Here is a 16,313-nt window from a genome sequence, read left to right on the forward strand (position 1 = left end):
GCCCGGGTCACCGTGTGCGATAGGTTGATCACGCCAATTCGGGGCGGGAACCAAGTCCCGGATCGGCCTACCGCCGGGCTGGCGGGAAGTCAGGTCTGTGGAGCTGATGTAAGACCGATGGGCGGCACACCGTCCCTTTGCCGGTAGCCCCGGGTCGGCAACCGGCCGTGAAGCAGAAAGCCCGACCCGTGAGGGTTGGAATCCTCCAGTTTCAGCCGGAGGAGGATGTCAAGAGGGTTGTCTTCCGTTCACTGACGAGGGTTCGTGCCCGGGGTCGGGCCCGGGCACGGGCCTGGTTCAGGCGCGGACGGCCGGGATCTGCTGGGTGATGCAGTGGACGCCGCCGCCGCCGTAGGCGATCACTCGGGCGCGCACGCCGACCACCTTGCGGTCGGGGTACGCGGCGGCGAGCACGGCCAGCGCGCCCTCGTCCTCGGGGTGGTCGGCGACCGGGACGACGACACCGCCGTTGGCCAGGTAGAAGTTCAGGTAGCCGACCTCGATGCGGCTGCCGTCGACCTCGACGAACGCCGCCTGCGGGACCTCGACGATCTCGAAGGGCCGGCCCTGGGCGTCGGTGGAGTGCTCCAGGACGGCGCGGTTGGCCCGCATCCGCACGTAGTCCGGGTGCCCGGGGTCGGCGGGCAGCTGCACGACGACCTTACCGGGGGCGACGAAGGCGCAGACACCGTCCACGTGTCCGTCGGTCTCGGTGTCGAGCGCGCCGCCGTACGGCAGCCAGATCACCTTGGTGACGCCGAGGCGGGCCTTGAGCTCGTCCTCGATCCCCTCCCGGCTCATGTCCGGGTTGCGGTTGGGGTGGAGCAGGCACTGCTCGGTGGTGATGAGCGTGCCCTCGCCGTCCACGGTGATCGCCCCGCCTTCGAGGATCATCTCGGAGCGGACCGCGGGGACGCCGAGGTGGTCCAGCAGCAGGGCGCTGATCCGGTCGTCGGCGTCCCAGGGGTGGTGCTTGCGGCCCCAGGCGTTGAAACGGAAGTCGACGCCGGCGCGCCGGCCGTTCTCGTCCAGGACGAAGATCGGCGCGCTGTCGCGGAACCAGGAGTCGTCCAGCGGGAGCGCCACGACGGCGATGTCCTCGCCACAGATGGAGCGCGCCTCGTCGGCGTGGCCGGGCGGCGCCACCATGGTGACCGGCTCGAACTCCGCGATGGCGCGGGCGACCGCCGCGTACTCGCGCTTCACCTCGTCCAGGGTGTCGCCCCACAGGTCCGGCCGTACGGGCCAGGCCATCAGGCAGCCCTCGTGCTCGGTCCACTCGGCGGGCATTCGGAACGTCACGGGTTTCCTCTTCCGGTTGAAGCTGGTCGGGCGCCGCCCGGCACGGTCGGGGTTGGGGCCTGGGCCCGAAGACAGGCCCCAGGCCCCGGCGGCCCGTCTCCGTGGGGGTACCGAGCGGGCCGCCGGGGGGTCACAGGGCCGCCGGTACGGCGGGCTGGGCCTGGGTGGCGCAGTGGATGCCGCCACCGCCGGAGGCGATGTTGTCGATGTTGACCTGGACGATGTCGCGGCCCGGGAACTCGGCCTGCAGGATGGCGTAGGCCGTGCCGTCGGCGTAGCCGTCGCCGAACTGGGGCACGAACACGGCCCCGTTGGCGACGTAGAAGTTGGTGTAGCTGGACAGGAAGTCCTTGCCGCGCCCCCGGATCAGGGCGCGGTCCGGGCCGGGGAGCTCCACCACGGTCAGGGCGCGGCCCTGGGCGTCGGTCGCGTTCTGCAGGACCTGCTTGGCCTGCTGGTAGACGTCGATCCAGATCTGGTCCGTGCCGGGGCCGGGCTTGTCGAGGACGACCCGCCCGAACGAGGTGAAGCGGGCCAGGCAGTCGATGTGGTCGTCGGTGATGTCCTGGCCGGCCAGGCCCGCGAGCCAGATGACCTTGTCCATCCCGAGCGTGCTCTTCAGGGCCTGTTCGACCTGGTCCTGGGTCATGCCCGGGTTGCGGTTGGGGTTGACCAGCGAGCTGACGGTGGCCAGCAGGGTGCCCTGGCCGTCCGTCTCCAGGGCGCCGCCCTCGCCGACGAAGGGGGCGCGGACGCGGCTGACACCGTACTCGGCGAGGAGGGTCGCCGCGACCGCGGCGTCCTCGGCGAAGGGCTGGTAGTAGGGGGTGCCGGTCTTGCCCCAGCCGTTGAAGTTGGTGTCGACGCCGGCGATGGCGCCCGGCGCGACCGTGAAGGTCGGACCGAAGTCGCGGATCCACAGGTCGTCGTTGGGGATCTCGACGACGGTGATGCCGTAGGTGCCGCCGGGGCCGCACCAGTACCGGGCGTCCGCGGCCTGGCCGGGGCGCGCGACCACGACGACCGGCTCGTAACGGGAGATCTCGTAGGCGACCCGGGCGACGTCGTCGCGGACGCCCGAGAGCTTGCTGCCCCAGATCGACGGCAGGGCCGGCCAGGCCATGAACGTGCGGTCGTGCCGGTCGCTCTCGGCCGGCATCCGCAGCCTCGGGGCGGGGGTGCCCGTCAGCGTGCCGTCGGCCCTGGCGATCGACGGGAAGGCCGCTGTGAGGGCGGCCAGCGGCACGGCCGCCGCACCGAAGCGGAGCAGGCTTCGCCTTGAGGGGGTGGAGGTGTTCAAGAAACGCTCCCTGGAAGAGGTGGGAGGTGTGGGGGTTGCCCCGCATCCTTCACCGCACTGAAAATTCAGTCAAGCCCTTGGAGGCCAGTTACCTGCCGGTCACCTCCCGAACGCTCCGGACGACCCCGCCACGCCGCCCCGCACCAGGGCAGTACGGTGCGCCGACCAGGGAGCCCGGCCTGCCGACCCCCCGGGCAGACATCCTGAAGTTTTCGTCAGGATTGTGTAACGAGGAGCCCCGAAGCCCGGTAGAGTGAGCACTCATGTCGGACCGTCGGACAGGGATACTCGAAGCCGCCACCCGCGTCATCGCTCGGCGCGGCGTACGCGGACTGCGCATGGGCGAGCTGGCGGCCGAGGCCGGGGTGTCCACCGCGCTGATCTACTACCACTTCACCGACCGGGCCGGCACCCTGCGCCGGACGCTGGAGTTCATCAGCGACCGCGCCGACCACTACACCGCCGAGCAGGAGCCCTCGCCCCGGAGCGAGGACCCGCGCACCGACCTGGAGCGGGTCCTGCTGCGCGAACTCCAGGACACCTCCGAGGTGCGCGAGAACAGCACCGCCTGGGGCGAGTTGCGGGCCACCGCCGTCTTCGAACCGGACCTGCGCGAGGAGTTGGCGAGGAGCACCCACACCTGGGTGCACGACATCGCCGAACTCCTCGCCCGCGCCAACCCCACCGGCACCGCCCCCGCGCACGCGGCCGCCGCCGAACGGCTCACGGCCCTGATCGAGGGCCTCAGCGTGCGCTGGCTCAGCGGCTCCCTGCCCCTCGACCACGCCCGCCGGCTCCTCCGCGGCGCCGTCGAGACGGAGCTGGAACGGAAGCGTCGAGTCGGCCCGCCCGGCGGGCCGGGCCGGATCACGGACGGCTGACAGATCCATCAGGGGACCGCCGCACGGCCGGGGTGCCCGGGTAAGGTGGTGGATCGTGGCCAGCCGTAAAACGTCGATCTTGGAAGCAGCCGCGCGGGTGATCGCCCGGCGCGGGGTGCGTGGGCTGCGGGTGGAGGAGCTCGCGGCGGAGGCGGGCGTGTCCACCGCGCTCATCTACTACCACTTCAAGGACCGCACGGGGATCCTCCGGCAGACGCTGGAGTTCATCAACGACCGGGCCGAGCGGTACACGACCGAGCGCGCGGCGGACGCACCGCCGCTGACCCCGCGCGAGGAGCTGGAGCAGACGCTGCTGCTGGAGCTCCAGGACACCACCGAAGTACGGGAGAACAGCACCGCCTGGGGCGAACTGCGCGCCAGCGCCGTGTTCGACGAGACCCTGCGCGAGGACCTCGCACGCGCCACCCGGATCTGGGTGCAGGAGATCGCCGAACTACTCGGCGTCGTACAGCCGATGACCTCGGCGGTCGCGCTGGCCGGCGCCGCCGAACGGCTGACCGCGCTGCTGGAAGGCCTCAGCACCCGCTGCCTCAGCGGGAGCCTGCCCGTCACCCACGCCCGCGCCCTCATGACCGACGCCATCGACACCGAGATCTCCCGACTCGACCCCTGACGCGACAAGGCGACGGAGACGGGCACCGCACTCCGTGACGGCCCCTGCGACGGGAGTAACGGCACATGCCCCAACTTGACTGACTTTTCAGTCAGTGCGACGCTGCTCGTGACAGCAGGCGCTGCCCGTCCCGTCCGTCCCGCTGTACCCCGACGCGCCACAGCGCGGAGAGTGGAGACGGTGACAGGCCCGCGCCAGGAGGAGCGGCCCCGGCCGACCGGGCCGTGGCGCGGACGCACCTGCGCACCCTCGCACGATCAGGAGACCCCCGTGAGCTACTACCACGACGACCACTCCACCGAGTCGGGTCCCTGGGTGCCGGCGGACGACGTCCCGCACACGCGGACCTGGATGTCCTGGCCCTCCCGTCGGGGTGTGTGGGGGCTGCGCCTGGGCGGCGTCCAGGAGGACATCGCCCTGATCGCCCGCACCATCGCCGAGTTCGAGCCGGTGATCATGTGCGCCCCCGACGACTACACCGCGGACAAGGCCCGCTCGCGGTGCGGTCCCACCGTGGAGGTGATCACCGCGATCCCCACCGACGACCTGTGGATGCGCGACATCGCCCCGGTCTTCCGCCGGGACGGGTACGGCGGCATGGACGCCGTGGTCCTCAACTTCAACGGCTGGGGCAACAAGCAGGTCCACCACGACGACGCCCGGGTCGCCGAGCTCATCGCCACCCGCCGGGGCCTGCGCCACACCTACGCGGACTTCGTCGGCGAGGGCGGCGCGATCGAGACCGACGGCGACGGCACCGTGATGGCCACCGAGAGCAGCCTGGTCAACAAGAACCGCAACCGCGGCCTGAGCCGGGACGAGATCGAGGACGCCGTCCTGGACGCCTACGGCGCGGACAAGATGATCTGGCTGCCCGGGATCAAGGGCCAGGACATCACCGACGACCACGTCGACGTCACCTCCCGGTTCATCCGGCCCGGTGTGGTGATGGTCCAGCTGCCGCCGGCCGACCGGAACGACGCCTGGGCGCGTGACGCCCGCGAGCAGTTCGCCATCCTGTCCGCCGCCACCGACGCCCGCGGCCGCCGCCTGCAGGTCATCGTCGTGCACGGCCCGGACACCGTCCGCTCCCGCAGCTCCAAGTTCGTCGACTCCTACCTCAACTTCCACCTCGTCAACGGGGGCGTCATCACCGCCCAGTTCGGCGACCCGTACAAGGACGCCGCCGCGCGGGACACGCTCGCCGCGGCCTTCCCCGGCCGCCAAGTCGTCCAGCTCGACGTCGACCGGCTGATGGCCGGAGGCGGCGGCATCCACTGCTCGACCATGCACGAGCCGCTGCCGTAAACCGCGTCATCCCCGGCCCACCCTCGAACCCTGCCCGGAGAGCCCATATGACCAACGCCCTGTCCCGTCGCACCCTGATGCGCTCCCTCGCCGGTGTCGGCGTCGGTGTCGGCGCCCTCACTCTCGGCCTCACCGCCTGCGACCCCAACGGCCTCGACGACCTCGGCGACGCGGTGCCGCCCCAGCAGCCCGGCGGCACCCCCGGCGCCCGCCGCTTCGGCGCCGAGTGGGAGAAGCACCTGCGCACGGTGATGTCCTGGCCGGCCTCGGAGAACGTCTGGGGCGACCAGCTCCCCGACGTCCGCCGGGACATCGCGGGCCTCGCCCAGGCCATCGCCGCCCGCGAACCGGTCGTCCTGATGGCCCGGCCCGAGCAGAAGGACGCCGCGCAGAAGGCCTGTGGCTCCGCCGTCGAGGTCGTACCCGTCGCCGTCGACGACCTGTGGGCCCGGGACACCCTGCCGGTGTTCGTCGAGGAGGGCGGCAAGGTCAAGGGAGTCGACTTCAACTTCAACGGCTGGGGCGACAAGCAGCAGCACGCCAACGACTCCAAGATCGCCCGGACCGTCCTGGCCAAGTACGGCGTCGAGCGCGTCGAGACCCGGCTGGTCGCCGAGGGCGGCTCCTTCGAGACCGACGGCCAGGGCACCCTGCTGGTCACCGAGAGCTCCGTCGTCAACGACAACCGCAACCCGGGGATGAGCCGTGACCAGGTCGAGGCGGAGCTCAAGAAGGTCCTCGGCGTCACCAAGGTGATCTGGCTGGCGGGCGTCAAGGGCAAGGACATCACCGACGCCCACGTCGACTGCCTGACCCGGTTCGCCGCCCCCGGCGTCGTCCTGCTCGACCAGGCCTTCCCGGGCGGTCCGGCGGACGTCTGGTCCCGCTCGGCCGACCAGGCCCGCGGCGTCCTCAAGAACGCCACCGACGCGACGGGCAAGAAGCTGCAGGTGATCGAGCTCCAGCAGCCCGACCCGGACAAGATCACCGGCCGCGGTGACGCCTTCGTCTCCTCCTACATGAACTTCTACGTCGGCTCGAAGGGTGTCTACCTGCCCAAGTTCGGCGACAGCCGGGCCGACGACCGTGCCCAGCAGATCCTGAGGCAGTACTTCCCCGGCCGGGAGATCGTCCCGGTGAAGATCGACGCCATCGCTGCCGGCGGGGGCGGCATCCACTGCGCCACCCACGACATCCCCGCTGTCGGCTGACCTGGTTGATCCGGCTGACCGGGCTGACCGTGCGGGGCGACCGTAACGAAGCGGTGCGGCCGCGGCCGGACGGCTGACCGCGGCCTGCGACGGCAGCCCCTCCGTCCGGGACGATCCCGGCGGCGGCCTCGTCCTGACCCTCGTACTCACCACGGCGACGACTCCCGGCGGTGAGGCCGGTCCGATTCCCGGACCGGCCTCACCGCTCGTGCTTTTCCGGTGACTCACGCCACGGGCTGTTGCTGGGTGACGCAGTGGATCCCGCCGCCGCCCGCGCCGATGTAGTCGATGTTGAGCTGCTCGACGGTCCGGCCGGGGAAGAGCCGCGCGAGCGCCGCCTTCGCGGCGGCGTCGGCCGCGGTGTCGCCGAACTGGGCGGAGATCACCGCGTTGTTGCAGAGGTAGTAGTTGGCGTAGGAGCCGACGAAGTCGGGGTTGGTCGAGCGGATCAGGTTGTAGTCGGGGCCCTGGATCTGACCGACCGTGATCGGGGTTCCCAGCGCGCTGGTCGAGGTCGACAGGATCCGGTACTGCTGGCGTTCGTCGTTGGACCAGATGTCGGTGTCGGTGGACAGGGGCATCTGGACCACGGCCGCGCCGACGCCGAGGAACCGCGAGGTGGCGTCGACGTGGTCGTCGGTGATGTCCTGGCCCTGGATCCCGGGGAACCAGATCACCGTGGAGGCCCCGTAGGCGGCGCACAGCGCGGTCTCGACCTGGGCCTGGGACATCCCGGGGTTGCGGTTGGAGTTGACGATGCTGCTGCTGGTCGCCATCAGGGTGCCGGCGGCATCGGTCTCGACGGCGCCGCCTTCGGTGACGAGCCCGGCGGCCGTGAACGGGATGCCGAGATAGGCGGCGACGCGCCGGGCCACCAGGGCGTCGTTTCCGTGCGGGTTCTGCTTGTTGCCCCAGCCGTTGAAGTTGAGGCCGATCGCGTCGAGGCCGCCGGCCCCGTTGGTGCGGAAGACCGGGCCGGTGTCGCGCATCCAGCAGTCGTCCACCGGGATGGAGCCGATGACGGTGACGCGTGAGCCGCACATCGACTGTGCCTTGACGACGCTGGCCGGGTTCGCGCACATCGTCACCGGCTCGTACTTGGCGACGGTCCTGGCGATCAGGGCGATGTTCGACTGGGCACCGCTGAGCTTGCCCTTCCAGATGGTGCTGTTGTCCGGCCAGGCCATCCACGTCCGGGTGTGCGGGACGCTGTCCAGCGGGACGGCGTGGCCCGCGGCGGACGCCGTGGCGGTGCGGCGCGGGTCGGCCTCCGCCCGGCCGGCGGTCGCCGCGCTCAGCGTGGCACCGGCGACGGTCAGTCCGGCGGCCGTCAGGAATCCGCGCCTGTCGAGGCGCCCGCGGGGCGCCGGGTCGGGTCTGTGGTGATCGCGATCGTCCACTCCTGCCTCCATGTCAATTCCGGTCAGATGCCGTGGAGTTGACCAGAAGGTAGAACTGGCCAAGCGCTCGGTCAATATTTCGCGCAGACATCCGCCCGGATCGATTTCCGGCCCGCCCCTCCCCCGCACCCCCCGGTCGTTACAGTGGCGGCCATGGCGACACGGGCGACAGGAACAGACCGGGAAGTGTCCTCCGCACCGGGCGGCACCGGCCGGGCGCGGGCCTCCGCCAAAGGCGAGCAGACCCGGGCCAGGTTGATCTCGGCGGCCCGGACGCTGCTCGCGGGCGGCGACGCCGGGCGGTTCACCACCCGCAACGTGGCCGCACTGTCCGGGGTTTCGCACGGGATGTGCCACTACCACTTCGCCGACCGCACCGAACTGATCGTCGCCGTGGTGGCCGACATCCGGCCGGAGTGGATCGCCCCGCTGGAGGAGGCGGTGGACGGCCCGGGCGGCTACGCCGAGCGGGCGGACCGGGTGCTGGCTCTGCTCACCCGGCCCGAGAACCCCGATCTGGCGCGCCTGCACGCGGCGTTGCACTGGCTCGCGCTCAACGACGAGCGGGTCCGGGCCAGTCTGGAGGCGGAGTACGGGCGGTGGCGGTCCTGCTTCGTGCGCCTGTTCCGGACGCTCGCGGACGAGCGCGGCGACGGCTCCGACCCCCGCCCGCTCGGCGAGGCCTTCGCCGCCGCCGTGGACGGGCTGGCCGCCATCGGATCGCTCGACGGGACGGTGGACGCCGGGCTCGTGCTGCGGACGCTGATGGCCTCGCTGTCGGCCGCCGGGTGACCGGCCCGGACGCGCGCGTCCGCCGTGCGCCCGGGCCGGACGGGTCCGATCACGCCCCGTCGGCGTCGGCCTCCTTCTCCCGGCGCAGCCGGTGCTCGGTACGGATGCCGAACCAGGCGGTGCAGGCCAGGCTGGCGGCGATGATCCCCTCGGCCCAGAAGAACGCCACGTAGTCCATCAGCGATCCGATCGGTGGCGCGCCGGGGGCGGCGTTGCGCATGCCGATCAGGGCGAACAGGCTCGCCGCCATCCAGCCCAGGGAGGGCCAGACCAGGCCCTCGCGCTTGCGGTAGAGCACCTCGGCGGCGCCGAGGACGGCCAGGGCGAGGGCCCACATCGCGGCGATCATGAACCAGGAGAGGATGAAGGTGCTGCGGGAACGGGTGATCTTCGCGTCCAGGGTCACGGCGCCGGTGCTCGCGCCCGTGGCCTGCGGGCGCAGGACGAAGAACGGGTCGGTGTCGGTGAAGACGATGCCGACCGGTACGGCCGAGCCCCCGCTCGTGGCGGTGAAGCCGGCCTCCATGCGGTAGCGGTCGAAGGGATAGTCGGTCTTGGTGCCGTCGTACATCCCCACCTGGACGAGCTGCGACGCCGCGGCCTCACCCTCGGCTGCCCGCAGGGTGACCTTGGGGGTGCCGGTGACGGTGATCTCGACGGGGCGGCCGACGGTCTGGGAGTCCGGTCCGGCGGCGAACCGGCCGTGCGGGACCGGCGTGACGTAGAGCGTCAACTGCTGGGCCGCTGCGTCCACGTCCTGCGCCGTGACGTCGAGTTCGATCCAGTCCGGCGCGGACGGGATCGCCAGCTCGCGGGTCTGCTCACGGGTGTTGCGTTCGTTGAGGTAGAGCCCGATGCCGCTTCCGCACAGGGCGATGACCATCGCCAGGACGACGGCGAACCGCCAGCGGCGGCGGGGGTGGCGGGGCGGCACCGCGGGGGGCGCGCTGGTGTCGTCGGTGGTGACCTGCACGGTCGTCCTTCCTGGAGCGCGCGCGTCGGGTGGGCGGGATCGCTGCCGCCTCGACTCCCGCGCGCCGGTGTTTCATCTGGGGGTGCCCCACATCCTCCATCGAACTGAAAATTCAGTCAATCGACCGAAACGCCCAGGCCCGCCCCTTCCGCCCCCGCGTCCGACGCCCGGAACGCCACCCCCACCAGGCCCCGATCGGCCCCCCCACCGGGCCCGCCGCACCTTCCCCTGAAGGAACCTCTAAACTTCGCGATGCCATCCGCGCCGCACGGCGTCGCGGCCGCCCGTGGACGCCGTTCCGGTCACCACACCCTCCTTGTCCGCCGAGAGAGGCCGCCCGCATGTCCGCAGACCGATCCCCCTTCGCCCACCAGCCGGTCTTCCAGGAGCTGGCCGCAGACGACCCGCGCGAGGTCGGCGGCCACCTGCTGTACGCGCGGCTCGGCGCCGGCGGCATGGGCCGGGTCTACCTCGCGTACACCCCGGGCGGCCGACCGGTGGCACTGAAGGTGGTGCGGCCCGAGCTGTCCGAGGATCCCGAGTTCCGGGCCCGCTTCGCCCAGGAGGTGGCCAGCGCCCGGCGCATCCACGGGCTGTTCACGGCACAGGTGATCGACGCGGGCCCGGACGACGCCACGCCGTGGCTGGCCACCACCTATGTGCCGGGCCCGTCCCTGCAGCAGGTGGTCCAGCGGTTCGGCCCGCTCCCGGAACGCACCGTCCTGCTGCTGATGGCCGGGATCGCCGAGGCGCTCCAGGCGATCCACGCCAGCGGGGTGGTCCACCGCGACCTCAAGCCCGGCAACGTGCTGATCGCCTCCGACGGCCCCCGGGTGATCGACTTCGGCATCGCCCGCGCGGCCGACGCCAGCCCGCTCACCGGCACCGGCCTGCGGATCGGCTCGCCCGCCTACATGGCCCCCGAGCAGGCCATGGGCCGGACAGCGACCCCGGCCACCGACGTGTACGCCCTCGGCGCGCTCGCCGTCCACGTCGCGGGCGGCACCCCGCCCTTCGGCGACGGCCCCGACCCGGCCGCGCTCTACCGGACCGTCCACGAGGAGCCCGACCTCGACCGCGTCCCGGAGAGCCTGCGGGACCTGCTGCGGTGGTGCCTCACGAAGCAGCCCGAGGACCGCCCGACCACCGCCGAGGTGATCGCCGCGGCCCGGAACCACCCGGCGGTGGGCGGGCACCTCAGGTTCGGCGAGGACTGGCTGCCGCACCCGCTGACCAGCCAGATCACCCGACACGCCGACCTGCCGCAGGTACCCGCCGAGGCCGCCCGGCCCGGCTCGGACTCGGCCGGGACGCTACTCGTTCCGGCGGCCGCACCGGCACCGACCGTCCTCGCACCCGCGCCGACACCCACCGCGGTCGTGACCGCCCTGCCGGAGGCGCGTGGGGCCTCGGGTACGGCCGCGGCCGGGCACGCCCCCGCACCGGGCCCGGGCGGGCACGGGAAGGGCGGCCGCAAGCGCGCCCTCGGCCGCACGGCGGTGACCGCCGCCGTCGCCCTGGCCGTCGGCGCCGCAGCGGCGGTGTTGCTGCTCGACGACCCGGACCCGGTGGAGGCCGCGCCCGCCGAGGCCCCGGTGTCCGGCTCCTCCGAGCCCGGGACTCCGGCCCCCGGCGCGCCGGTGTCGCCCACCGCCTCGCCGACGCCCACCCGGTCGGCCTCCGCCGCGCCGACCGTCCCCGCAGCGCCGGGGCCCGCCGCGGACTACGCCGCGGTCTCCCGCGCGGTCGAGCTGACCTCGACGGACGCCGGCTACGAGTTCGACCTCGCCACGGGCACGGTGGTCCCGGCCGACAGCGCGACCTGGTACGTCAGCCGCAACGACAACGGGTTCCTGCTCCCGGAGACCGCCGACTCCTACATCGGCCGCGACGCCGGTCTCGGCGTCGCCGAGTGCCTCCAGGGGCTGAGCAGCCGCCCCGCCGCCCAGGTGCCGTTCAGCGCCGTCGAGCCGCGCGGCGCCTTCTGCGTCCGGTCGGCGGACGGCCGGGACCTCGCCGTCGTCCGGGTGCTGTCGACGGCGGGCTCGGACGGGCCGGTCAAGGTGTCCCTGGACCGCTACCGCCGCAACGGCTGAGCCGCGCGCACCACCCCGGAGACGGCCGAGAGCCGCCGCCCCCACCGGGCGGTGGGCGGGCGGCGGCTCTCGTGCGCGACGGGGACGGTGGCCGGACCGGTCAGGACGACCGTCGGGCCGGATCGGTCGGCGCTCCGGCGGACGGAGTGGGGGCCGTCCCGGCGGGCGGCGTCGGGGTCGTCCCGGCCGCCGGGTCCTCCTCCCGCATGGCCGCCGTCTCGGCCTTGAGGATGCGCATCGACTTCCCCAGCCCCCGCGCCATGTCGGGCAGCTTCTTGGAGCCGAAGAGCAGCACCACGACAGCCAGCACCACCAGCAGGTGCCAGGGCTCCAGACCATTGCGCAGCATCGCTGCCTCACCCGGCCTTTCTTGGTCGTGACCCGAGCCGCCCGCTCGGCGGCCCGGGTCGTCTCGGGATGGTTTGGGTGGCTTCACCGTAGAGCTTGACTGATTTTTCAGTCAATGCGACAGTTCAGTTCCGGCGCCGCCGACAGTGCCGCCGAGCGCACCCGCATCCGCCGACGACCGGCGCCAGCGCGGACCACTCCCTCGGAGCCCGTCCGCCGCGCCGCGACCGATCCACCCTCAGCCCCACGGGAGTTCACCGTGTCCCAGTCGCCCCTCGCCCGCCGCACGGTGCTGCGCTCCCTCGCCGGTGCCGGTGTACTCGCCCTCGGCGCGACCGCCTGCGCCTCCGGTGCGGACCCTGCCGACCCGGCTGCCCCGTCCACCGGCGCGGCCGAGCAGCCGTCCGCCCCCGCCACGTCCGCCCCCTCGACGCCCGCCCCCACGCGCGGACGCAGGCTGGGCGGCGAGTGGGAGAAGCACGAGCGGACGTTCATGGCCTGGCCGGCCTCCGAGAACGTCTGGGGCGAGCAGCTCGGGCCCGTCCGGAAGGACATCGCCGAGGTGGCCCGGGCCATCGGCGAGCGCGAACCGCTGGTCCTGCTCGTCCGCCCCGGCCAGGAGGCCTCGGCCCGCAACGCCTGCGGCAAGGACGTCGAGCTGTTGTCCGTCCCGGTGGACGACCTGTGGGCCCGCGACACCGTGCCGGTGTTCGTCGAGGAGGGCGGCACGGTCAAGGGCGTCGACTTCAACTTCAGCGGCTGGGGCGGCAAGCAGGAGCACACCAATGACGCCCGGATCGCCCGGGCGGTGCTGGACAAGTACGGGATCGAGCGGGTCGAGACCCCGATCACCGCCGAGGGCGGCTCCTTCGAGGCCGACGGCCTGGGCACCCTGCTGGTCACCGAGAGCTCCGTCGTCAACGACAACCGCAACCCCGGGCGCAACCGCGACCAGGTCGAGGCGGAACTCAAGCAGGCCCTGGGCGTCACCAAGGTCATCTGGCTGGCCGGCGTCAAGGGCAAGGACATCACCGACGCCCACGTCGACTGCCTGGCCCGGTTCGCGGGGCCCGGCGTGGTCTTCCTGGACCGCGCCTTCCCCGGCACCCCCGCCGATGTCTGGTCCCGCTCGGCCGACCAGGCCCGGACCGTGCTGGCGGAGGCGACCGACGCCACCGGCAAGAAGCTGACGGTCGTCGAGATCAGCCAGCCGGACCCGGACAGGATCACCGGCCGCAGCGACTCCTTCGTCTCCTCGTACATGAACTTCTACATCGGCAACAAGGGCGTCTACCTGCCGCTGTTCGGCGACCCCCGGGCCGACGACCACGCCCAGGAAGTGTTCAGGGACCACTTCCCGGGCCGCGAGATCGTCCCGCTGCAGATCGACACCATCGCCTCCGGCGGCGGTGGCATCCACTGCTCCACCCACGACCAGCCCGCCGGCTGACACCGACCACCCCGCACCCCGAGGGAGAACCCACCCCCGTGCAGCTGACCCCCACCGAACGCGACCGGCTGCTGATCTTCACCGCCGCCGAACTCGCCCGCGCCCGCCGCGCCCGCGGCCTACGGCTCAACATCCCCGAGGCCACCGCGCTGATCTCGGACACCGTCTGCGAGGCCGCCCGCGACGGCCTGCGGCTGACCGAGGCCGTGGCGCGCGGACGCGCCGCCCTCTCCCCCGACGACGTACTGCCCGGTGTGCCGGACCTGGTCACCGAGATCCAGGTCGAGGCCGTGTTCCAGGACGGCACCCGACTCGCCGTGATCGCCGACCCGTTCGGCGGCGGCGGTCTCGGCGAGGCGGCTCCCGGCGCCGTCCTCCCCGGCGACGCCCCCGACCCCGAACCGCGGCCGGTCCGCACGCTGGCGGTGCGCAACACCGCCGAGGTGCCGATCTCGGTCACCTCGCACTTCCACTTCTTCGAGGTCAACCCGCGCCTGGCCTTCGACCGCGCCGCCGCCTACGGGACGCACCTGGCCGTCCCGGCCGGCTCCTCGGTGCGTTTCGACCCGGGCGCCGTCGTCGAGGTCGGGCTGGTGCCGATCGGCGGTGAGCGGGTCGCGATCGGCTTCGCCGGGCTGGTGGACAGTCCGCTGGACTCGCCCCGGGCCCGGCGGGAGGCGCTGCGGCGGGCCGCCGAACAGGGCTACCTCGGGGTGAACGGTGACGACGACGGAGCGGAGAACGAGCGGTGAGCAGCAGCATCGAGGCGTCCGATTACGCGGCCGTGCACGGCCCGCGCGCCGGGGACCGGGTACGGCTCGGCGACAGCGGGCTGGTCGTCCGGGTCGAGTCGGACTCCCAGCGGCCGGGGGACGAGTTCCTGGTGGGCTTCGGCAAGACCGCCCGGGACGGGCTGCACCTGAAGGCCGCCGCCGTCCGCGACACCTGCGACGTGGTGATCAGCAACGTGCTGGTGATCGACGCGGTCCAGGGGATCCGCAAGACCTCGATCGGCATCCGGGAGGGGCGGATCGCCTCCATCGGACGGGCCGGCAACCCGGACACCCTGGACGGCGTGGAGGTGGTGGTCGGCACCGGGACGACGATCGTCTCCGGCGAGGGTCTGATCGCCACGGCGGGCGCCATCGACACCCATGTCCACCTGATGTCGCCGCGGATCATGGAGGCCTCGCTCGCCTCCGGTGTCACCACCATCATCGGCCAGGAGATCGGCCCCGCCTGGGGCGTGGGCGTCAACTCGCCCTGGGCGCTGCGCCACGCGTTCAACGCCTTCGACGCCTGGCCCGTCAACATCGGCTTCCTGGGCCGCGGTTCGTCCTCGCACCCGGCTCCGCTGGTGGAGGCGCTGGCCGAGGGCGGGGCCTGCGGGTTCAAGGTGCACGAGGACATGGGCGCGCACACCCGGGCGCTGGACACGGCGCTGTCGGTCGCCGAGGCACACGACGTCCAAGTGGCTTTGCACACCGACGGGTTGAACGAGTGCCTGTCGGTCGAGGACACCCTGCGCGTCCTCGACGGCCGGACCATCCACGCCTTCCACATCGAGGGCTGCGGCGGCGGACACGTCCCCAACGTGCTGAAGATGGCGGGCGTGCCGAACGTCATCGGCTCCTCCACCAACCCCACCCTCCCCTTCGGCCGGGACGCGGTCGCCGAGCACTACGGCATGATCGTCTCCGTCCACGGCCTCAAGACCGACCTGCCCGGCGACGCCGCGATGGCCCGCGACCGCATCCGGGCCGGCACCATGGGCGCCGAGGACGTCCTCCACGACGTGGGCGCCATCGGCATCACCTCCTCCGACGCCCAGGGCATGGGCCGGGCCGGCGAGACGGTGCGCCGCACCTTCGCCATGGCCGGCAAGATGAAGACCGAACTCGGGCCGCTGGAGGGCGACGGGCCGGACGACGACAACCAGCGCGTGCTGCGCTACATCGCCAAGCTGACCATCAACCCGGCCATCGCGCACGGCCTTTCCCACGAGGTCGGCTCGATCCAGGTCGGCAAACTCGCCGACATCGTGCTGTGGCGGCCCGCCTCCTTCGGCGCCAAGCCACAGCTCGTCCTCAAGGCCGGCTTCCCCGCGTACGGCGTCACCGGCGATCCCAACGCCGCCACCGAGACCTGCCAACCCCTGGTCCTGGGACCGCTGTTCGGCGCCCACGGCGCGACCCCCGCCGACCTCTCGGTCGCCTTCACCAGCCGGGCCGCCGCCGAATCCGGCAGCCGGGACCGCCCGCACGACAGCATGACGACACGCCGTCGCCGCGTCGCCGTGCGGGGCACCCGCGGCATCGGACCGCGCGACATGGTCCGCAACAGCCGCCTGGGCAGCGTCCTGGTCGACTCCCGGAGCGGCCTGGTGACCCTCGACGGCACACCGCTGCGCTCCGAGCCGGCCCAGGAGGTCGCACTGAGTCGCCTCTACTTCCTCTGACGCGGGGCCGGGTGCTGCGGGGCCGGGCCCTGCGAGGCCGGGTGCCGCAGGGCCGGGTGTCACGGTCCCGCCGGCCGGACCGTCCGGGTCCGCCTCTGCGAACGACCGTTAGCATGCCGGGTGCGGTGCCGGGCCCCGGCCCGCCTGCCGGGTTTCCCGC

The 16,313-nt window shown here is 72.7% G+C and carries 14 protein-coding genes; 9 read left to right on the forward strand and 5 right to left on the reverse strand.

Annotation, left to right across the window (positions count from 1 at the left end):
- Positions 1 to 297 precede the first annotated feature (297 nt).
- Positions 298 to 1,302, reverse strand: a complete 1,005-nt coding sequence (locus tag ABZW30_RS01945) for an agmatine deiminase family protein (protein WP_355669069.1) — start codon at positions 1,300 to 1,302, stop codon at positions 298 to 300.
- 130 nt (positions 1,303 to 1,432) lie between these two features.
- Positions 1,433 to 2,602, reverse strand: a complete 1,170-nt coding sequence (locus tag ABZW30_RS01950) for an agmatine deiminase family protein (protein WP_355669070.1) — start codon at positions 2,600 to 2,602, stop codon at positions 1,433 to 1,435.
- A gap of 263 nt (positions 2,603 to 2,865) precedes the next feature.
- On the opposite strand from ABZW30_RS01950, the gene ABZW30_RS01955 reads away from it, so the two are divergent.
- From ABZW30_RS01955 to ABZW30_RS01970, 4 genes are all read left to right on the forward strand, one after another.
- Positions 2,866 to 3,483 (forward strand): TetR/AcrR family transcriptional regulator, encoded by a 618-nt coding sequence (locus tag ABZW30_RS01955; protein WP_355669071.1) that lies wholly within the window; start codon positions 2,866 to 2,868, stop codon positions 3,481 to 3,483.
- A gap of 55 nt (positions 3,484 to 3,538) precedes the next feature.
- Positions 3,539 to 4,117, forward strand: a complete 579-nt coding sequence (locus tag ABZW30_RS01960; RefSeq protein ID WP_355669072.1) for a TetR/AcrR family transcriptional regulator — start codon at positions 3,539 to 3,541, stop codon at positions 4,115 to 4,117.
- 270 nt (positions 4,118 to 4,387) lie between these two features.
- On the forward strand, positions 4,388 to 5,425 hold the full coding sequence (locus tag ABZW30_RS01965; RefSeq protein ID WP_355669073.1) for an agmatine deiminase family protein: 1,038 nt from the start codon (positions 4,388 to 4,390) through the stop codon (positions 5,423 to 5,425).
- A gap of 47 nt (positions 5,426 to 5,472) precedes the next feature.
- Positions 5,473 to 6,636, forward strand: a complete 1,164-nt coding sequence (locus tag ABZW30_RS01970) for an agmatine deiminase family protein (RefSeq protein WP_355669074.1) — start codon at positions 5,473 to 5,475, stop codon at positions 6,634 to 6,636.
- Between the two features lie 224 nt (positions 6,637 to 6,860).
- Here ABZW30_RS01970 and ABZW30_RS01975 read toward each other — a convergent pair whose 3' ends face one another.
- Positions 6,861 to 8,036, reverse strand: a complete 1,176-nt coding sequence (locus ABZW30_RS01975; RefSeq protein ID WP_355669075.1) for an agmatine deiminase family protein — start codon at positions 8,034 to 8,036, stop codon at positions 6,861 to 6,863.
- Positions 8,037 to 8,222: 186 nt separating this feature from the next.
- On the opposite strand from ABZW30_RS01975, the gene ABZW30_RS01980 reads away from it, so the two are divergent.
- Positions 8,223 to 8,828: a TetR/AcrR family transcriptional regulator gene (locus ABZW30_RS01980; protein WP_355669076.1), complete on the forward strand. Its 606-nt coding sequence runs from the start codon at positions 8,223 to 8,225 to the stop codon at positions 8,826 to 8,828.
- Positions 8,829 to 8,877: 49 nt separating this feature from the next.
- On the opposite strand, the gene ABZW30_RS01985 is transcribed toward ABZW30_RS01980, so the two are convergent.
- The gene (locus tag ABZW30_RS01985; RefSeq protein ID WP_355669077.1) at positions 8,878 to 9,801 is read right to left on the reverse strand and encodes a DUF4436 family protein; all 924 of its coding nucleotides are present in this window, start codon (positions 9,799 to 9,801) and stop codon (positions 8,878 to 8,880) included.
- A gap of 341 nt (positions 9,802 to 10,142) precedes the next feature.
- On the opposite strand from ABZW30_RS01985, the gene ABZW30_RS01990 reads away from it, so the two are divergent.
- Positions 10,143 to 11,897 (forward strand): protein kinase, encoded by a 1,755-nt coding sequence (locus ABZW30_RS01990; protein WP_355669078.1) that lies wholly within the window; start codon positions 10,143 to 10,145, stop codon positions 11,895 to 11,897.
- 100 nt (positions 11,898 to 11,997) lie between these two features.
- On the opposite strand, the gene tatA is transcribed toward ABZW30_RS01990, so the two are convergent.
- Complete coding sequence (gene tatA, locus ABZW30_RS01995) at positions 11,998 to 12,246, reverse strand: Sec-independent protein translocase subunit TatA (protein WP_355669079.1); 249 nt, start codon at positions 12,244 to 12,246, stop codon at positions 11,998 to 12,000.
- A 258-nt stretch (positions 12,247 to 12,504) separates the two neighbouring features.
- Between tatA and ABZW30_RS02000 the strand changes: the two genes are divergently transcribed.
- The 3 genes from ABZW30_RS02000 to ABZW30_RS02010 are packed head-to-tail and all read left to right on the forward strand — an operon-like array spanning position 12,505 to position 16,153.
- Entirely contained in the window at positions 12,505 to 13,695 is a 1,191-nt protein-coding gene (locus ABZW30_RS02000; RefSeq protein ID WP_355669080.1) for an agmatine deiminase family protein, read from the forward strand.
- 38 nt (positions 13,696 to 13,733) lie between these two features.
- On the forward strand, positions 13,734 to 14,447 hold the full coding sequence (gene ureA, locus ABZW30_RS02005; protein WP_355669081.1) for an urease subunit gamma: 714 nt from the start codon (positions 13,734 to 13,736) through the stop codon (positions 14,445 to 14,447).
- Complete coding sequence (locus tag ABZW30_RS02010; protein WP_355669082.1) at positions 14,444 to 16,153, forward strand: urease subunit alpha; 1,710 nt, start codon at positions 14,444 to 14,446, stop codon at positions 16,151 to 16,153. The genes ureA and ABZW30_RS02010 overlap by 4 nt, the downstream gene beginning before the upstream one ends.
- Positions 16,154 to 16,313: the final 160 nt, after the last annotated feature.

Origin of the sequence: Kitasatospora sp. NPDC004669 (genome assembly GCF_040609455.1) — a bacterium.
Classification (GTDB): domain Bacteria; phylum Actinomycetota; class Actinomycetes; order Streptomycetales; family Streptomycetaceae; genus Kitasatospora.

Coding starts and splice junctions, on each gene's coding strand:
- ABZW30_RS01955 (WP_355669071.1), top strand. CDS start 2,866: ATGTCGGACCGTCGGACAGGGATACTCGAAGCCGCCACCCGCGTCATC.
- ABZW30_RS01990 (WP_355669078.1), top strand. CDS start 10,143: ATGTCCGCAGACCGATCCCCCTTCGCCCACCAGCCGGTCTTCCAGGAG.
- ABZW30_RS01970 (WP_355669074.1), top strand. CDS start 5,473: ATGACCAACGCCCTGTCCCGTCGCACCCTGATGCGCTCCCTCGCCGGT.
- tatA (WP_355669079.1), bottom strand. CDS start 12,246: ATGCTGCGCAATGGTCTGGAGCCCTGGCACCTGCTGGTGGTGCTGGCT.